The sequence below is a fragment of the Commensalibacter sp. A3DC genome, from assembly GCF_047307945.1.
GTDB lineage: Bacteria > Pseudomonadota > Alphaproteobacteria > Acetobacterales > Acetobacteraceae > Commensalibacter > Commensalibacter melissae.
The window spans coordinates 1-5,485 of sequence record NZ_JAXOQA010000090.1 but is presented as its reverse complement, the minus strand read 5'-3'; the positions used below and the strand labels follow the sequence as shown (position 1 = coordinate 5,485).

Here is a 5,485-nt window from a genome sequence, read left to right as displayed (position 1 = left end):
GATTTTTCTTGTTGAGACAATTCACCATTAAATTGCTTATAGCCTAGATCATGATTAACCTCTGACCACGCATGCATTAATACTGAAGCAACTTGAATCTCAACAATATGATCAGAATATTCCTTATTCTCTTCTAAAGTGTCAGATCTGATTTCAACACGATAATGATCTGCATGATAACCATCAAATCTATTGTTGACCAGTTTTACTTCATTAGGAAATTTTTTATCTTTAATAATCTTAAAATTCTTCTCAATTAACTGACTCACTCTCATACGATCTGCAGGATAATATAGTGCTATTCGAACACCAGACAAATCAATAATATCTTTACTAATAGCTTCTTCATTTTGGTAACGTTTCTCTTTGCAGCGTTGAATAATTTTTTCTTTTAATCGCTCAGATGTTTTTGCACGATATGTAACAATGGCTTTGATACCATCACTCTTTAATGCTTTTTCACATTGTTTAGCTACTAATCGGGCAAGCTCATTAAAAAAACACGTTTTTGTTTATAATGACTTAGAAAAGATTCAATTAATTGATTTAATTGTTCCATCCTTTTCCCCGTTTTCAGTTAACATTAATTTCAAATTATATATAAAACGTAACAAAAAATTATTGTATTATTTTAATTAAATTTCTCAAATTTTAAAAAAAGGGAAAAATCAATAAATTATTCAGGTGGTGCGAACTGTGGGACTTGAACCCACACGTCCAAAACGGACACAAGATTTTAAGTCTTGAGCGTCTACCATTCCGCCAAGCTCGCCCATATTTTGTAAAAGGATTAATAGCATGAAGAACGAAAAGGTCAAAGAATAAATTTAAAAAAAATTAATTATTTGATAAAAGATTTCAAATCCATGTAAAATTCTCCAATACAAGTAAATATACAGCCTACAATGAAGGAAGAAAACCGCTCATTGTGTTTTTCAATCGATCCATTCCACTATATAATCCTCCAATTCCCCTGCATCATGTTCACTCACAACCTTTCCCCGCACGGAAATACCGGCTTTATGCATGGCTTCAAAATTACCGGCAATCAAATAATGCCAAGGATAAAGTGTCTTGCCTTCCGCTATTAAACGATATGCACAGGTGGAGGGCAGCCAGTCAATCCTTGATAAATTCTTTCGGGTCAATTGGATACAGTCCGGAATCCTGATTTTACGATGACAGTAATCCGAACATTGCCCTGTTTTTATATCCAGCAACCAACAGGCAACATTTGTATAATAAATTTCATTCGTATCATCATCCCGCAATTTATGCAGGCAACACCGACCGCAACGGTCACATAAAGCCTCCCATTGCTCCTTGTTCATTTCTTGAAGTGACAAGTTTTCCCAATAACGATCCGTAACCATAACAACCAATATAATATTCTGATCAAAAAAATGATTTACAATATTTCAAAATTCAATTTTTCAATAAATCAACATTCATCTCAATTTATATAATTCAGGTTACGATTTAATTAAATTGAATAATTAAACAGGATTGATTATAAACCGTTTAATCAATTTACAGATCAAAACTTTCCTGACGGTTTTCCTGCCGCTTCAAAACACGCACGTCTTTCTGCCCATCATAAAAAGTTAAGATCAAATCAGATCCAGCTCTCAATCCTCTTGCTTCAGTTACAGCCTGACCTTTCTTATTCTGTACCAAGACATATCCCCGTGCCAATACAGCCTTGGGGGAAAGGGCTTCCAATCTTGCCGTGACACTTTCCAATTTCAGCTGCCTTTCTCTCAATAAATTACGTACATTCGATATGGAGAACAGGGGTAAATTATTTTCCAACTGACGCATATAATGCAGCCAAGAAATTGCATATTGTTTTTCATTAAAGGCCAGTTGTCTCTTGAAACGATCAATCAGTCCCAAAAGATATTGATCAACAGCCTGAATGGAAGAAAGCTGATGTCTCCTTTTCAGAACCAATGCTGGAAGCGCCAAATCCAGACGATAGGAACGGTCATCCAGGCGCATGCGATTTTGAGCCAATAGAGTGGGAACGTCCGGCAGTATGGTAATGGCCTTGTTCAAACGCAGTTGATAAGATTGAATAATCTGTATTAATGCTTTATTCAAACGCGTAACCAGCTGCATTATTCCAGCAGCAAGATCAACCTGCGAAGGAACAGCCATTTCCGCAGCTGCAGTTGGAGTCGGGGCCCGACGGTCAGATGCGAAATCAATCAAGGTTGTATCTGTTTCATGTCCAACTGCTGAGATCAGGGGAATTTTCGACTCTGCTGCGGCTCTTACAACAGCCTCATCATTAAAGGCCATCAAGTCTTCCAGTGATCCACCCCCTCGTGCAACAATCAAGATATCAGGACGTGGAATTTTACCATTAACAGAAAGAGTGTTAAATCCAATAATAGCCCTGACAATCTGTTCACTTGCCCCCTCTCCCTGAACCGCCACTGGCCAGACCAGGATATCCCTGGGAAAACGTCGTTGAATTGTTGTGCGAATATCGTGCAAAACCGCGCCTTTAGAGGATGTAATCACACCTATTACTTTTGGCAATAGAGGAAAAGGACGCTTTTTTTCCTGGTCAAATAAACCTTCAGCTTCCAATTTCTTTCTTAATTTTTCGATACGGGCCAATAAAGCACCTTCGCCGGCATAATCAATCTGATCGACAATGAGCTGATATGATGAACGTTCCCCATAAGAAGAAATCTTGCCTGTTGCAATAACCTCAATACCGTTTTCGAGTTTTATAGTAAGTTTTGCCGCCTTGAACCGCCAGATAATTGCTGTCAGTTTTCCATTTTCATCTTTTAGGGAAAAATAAATATGTCCAGACGGATACTGTTTTAACTCGGTAATTTCCCCCCTCACTTTAATCCGAGAAAAATTTCCTTCCAAAACGCGCTTAATCGCTGTAGAAATATCCCCTACACTAAATTCTGGTATATTATCCGTCATTCGATCAGAAAGTTGCTCATCTATCGACATAAATATGATACAGCCTTATCCCAAAAAAGAAACATCAGTAAAGGAAATCTCTATGCGCGTTTTACTCGTCGGTTCTGGGGGAAGAGAACACGCCCTTGCCATGGCTCTTGCTTGCTCACCCAATCTTACCGAGCTTTTTATCGCACCAGGAAACCCAGGTACTGCACAATATGGTAAAAATATAAACATTAAGGTAGATAATATTACCGATTTAGTAAAATTTGCACAAGACAATCATATTGATCTTGTTATTCCCGGACCAGAATTACCTTTGGTTAAAGGATTAACCGATGCTTGCCAGCACGCCGGGATCCTCTGTGCAGGTCCCAGCCGAGCGGCTGCACAGCTGGAGGGAAGCAAGAGTTTCACAAAAATGATCAGCGATGCCGCCCAAATCCCAACTGCAGCATGGAAAGAGTTTACAGATAGTGAACAAGCGATTGCTTATTTGAAAACCCATTCTTTTCCGATTGTTATCAAGGCAGATGGTTTGGCGGCAGGAAAAGGCGTTATTATCGCCTATACCTTTAAGGAAGCTGAAGAAGCGATCGAAACAATCCTGCAAGATAACCGTTTTGGCGAAGCAGGCAATAAAATCGTTATCGAGGAATTTCTGACAGGAGAGGAAATTTCCCTATTTGCCTTTTGCGATGGAGAACATGCGGTTTTAATCGGGGCGGCTCAGGATCACAAACGCATTGGCGATAATGATACGGGACCCAATACTGGCGGAATGGGGGCGATATCCCCACCACCCTTTTTTGATCACGCAGCCCAAGAGAAAGCGTTGGATATAACAGTCAGACCCATGCTGCGCGAAATGGTAAAACGTGGAATTCCTTTCCGTGGCATTATTTTTGCCGGACTGATGATTACAAATGATGGGCCTTATCTAATTGAATATAATGTTCGTTTTGGAGACCCGGAAGCGGAAGTTCTGCTTCCTCGACTGGAAACAGATTTGTTAGATATTCTCTATAATCTCAGTCAGGGAAAATTAAAAAAATCAGAAATCAAATTCTCTGATCAAGCAGGGATTTGTATTGTTATGGCGGCAAAAGGATATCCGGGAACACCAGTTGTAGGGGGAATTATCCAAAATATTGACCAAGCTGAATCCCTACCCCATGTAAAAGTCTTTCATGCTGGAACCAATTATAACGCTCAACAAGAACTTTGTGCAGCAGGAGGTCGTGTCTTATGCGTTGCCGCTTTTGATAAAACACTCAAACAAGCACAAACAACCGCATATAATGCCGTTAACAAAATTAACTGGAAAGATGGTATCTGGCGCACGGATATCGGTAATAAAGCTTTAAAACAGTAGAATAATATAAAAACGATATTTCAAAACAGGTTAAATTGAATGTATCTTAAAATACGTTCAATTTTTACAATTCAGCAAATATGCATTTTATTTTCTAAAAATTATAGTAAAAAATATTGCTATTTAATTTAACTCTATCTTCATACTCTAAATAATGATTAAGATCAAAAATCAACATCTTCAATAAAAGACTTCATTAGATCTGGCGCTTCCATTTTTTTAATTTTTGAAACCTTTGATCCTGCCCAAAATGCGGCATACTGAGGCTGTCTAGTATATTCGTAAATTTTCTTGGCAAAATAATAAGTATAAGGATAAGGTGGTGTTAAAGGCCGATCTGGTGAATCAATTTTTAAATGCCAATCATTGACCAACCCTCTGGCAGGTCGACCAGAAATGGTCGCAGTAATTTGCGTAACTTTAGAATTAAATAATGATTGTCTATAGGTTTCACTCGCTTTTGACGAACTGCATTGGACGAATGCCGTTCCTAACTGAACACCATTTGCCCCCACTCTAAGACAATCATGAATATCTCGTGCATCCATAATACCACCGGCAGCCACAACTGGTATTGATAAATTATTTTTAATCAGAAAAACCAGTTCTAGTGTTGGTATCGCCGAATCAATATTTGGATTAAAAACACCCCGATGACCACCCGCTTCTATACCCTGCGCTATTATTATATCTATACCAGACCTTGCTATGTATGAAGCCTCTATCAAATTTGTCGCAGAAGCCATCGTAACAATATTGGCTTGTTTCAATCTGTGAATTTGACTTTTGCTTGGGATTCCAAAATGAAAACTAACAGCGGGAACTTTTTCTTGAATTACTAAATCCAGAAAATTGTCATTCTCTAAAAAACTGGAATAAAGACAGGAAAAAGCCTGACTAAAATTATTCATCAGATCTATCCTGCCAAATTTTGAACAGCAATATTGAACCCACTGATTTTCAAGTGTAGCGTCTGATTTCTCTGGTTGATGACAGAAAAAATTGACCTGAAAAGGTAAGGAGGTCAGCTGTTTCAGCTGTTCAATTTGCTTTTTCGCCTCTTCATGATTGCAGGATCCCAGTCCCAACGATCCCAATCCACCAAAATTTGAAACCTCAGCTGCCAGTTTTGGTGTTGATACACCCGCCATTGGTGCAAGAAAAATAGGATATTGA

Annotated in this window: 5 protein-coding genes and 1 tRNA gene; 1 reads left to right on the top strand and 5 read right to left on the bottom strand. The window is 38.5% G+C overall.

Features of this window, described 5'->3' with window-relative positions; all coding sequences use genetic code 11:
* From U0839_RS08335 to xseA, 4 genes are all read right to left on the bottom strand, one after another.
* Positions 1–380 (bottom strand): hypothetical protein (locus tag U0839_RS08335; protein WP_413550465.1); only part of this gene is annotated, 380 nt, incomplete at its 3' end.
* A gap of 305 nt (positions 381–685) precedes the next feature.
* Positions 686–772, bottom strand: a tRNA-Leu gene (locus U0839_RS08330).
* 163 nt (positions 773–935) lie between these two features.
* Entirely contained in the window at positions 936–1,373 is a 438-nt protein-coding gene (locus tag U0839_RS08325; RefSeq protein WP_155566031.1) for a YcgN family cysteine cluster protein, read from the bottom strand.
* 157 nt (positions 1,374–1,530) lie between these two features.
* Entirely contained in the window at positions 1,531–2,982 is a 1,452-nt protein-coding gene (gene xseA, locus U0839_RS08320) for an exodeoxyribonuclease VII large subunit (RefSeq protein ID WP_155566032.1), read from the bottom strand.
* A gap of 52 nt (positions 2,983–3,034) precedes the next feature.
* Here xseA and purD point away from each other — a divergent pair, with 52 nt between their 5' ends.
* Positions 3,035–4,309 carry a phosphoribosylamine--glycine ligase gene (purD, locus tag U0839_RS08315; RefSeq protein WP_155566033.1) on the top strand — a complete coding sequence of 425 codons (1,275 nt, stop codon included), beginning with the start codon at positions 3,035–3,037 and terminating at the stop codon, positions 4,307–4,309.
* A gap of 164 nt (positions 4,310–4,473) precedes the next feature.
* Here purD and U0839_RS08310 read toward each other — a convergent pair.
* Positions 4,474–5,485, bottom strand: a 1,012-nt coding sequence (locus U0839_RS08310; protein WP_413550463.1) for an NAD(P)H-dependent flavin oxidoreductase, incomplete at its 5' end; no start/stop codon positions are given.

Bases quoted from the DNA above. Each gene is read 5' to 3' on its own strand.
- U0839_RS08325 (WP_155566031.1), bottom strand. From the start codon at position 1,373: ATGGTTACGGATCGTTATTGGGAAAACTTGTCACTTCAAGAAATGAAC.
- xseA (WP_155566032.1), bottom strand. From the start codon at position 2,982: ATGTCGATAGATGAGCAACTTTCTGATCGAATGACGGATAATATACCA.
- purD (WP_155566033.1), top strand. From the start codon at position 3,035: ATGCGCGTTTTACTCGTCGGTTCTGGGGGAAGAGAACACGCCCTTGCC.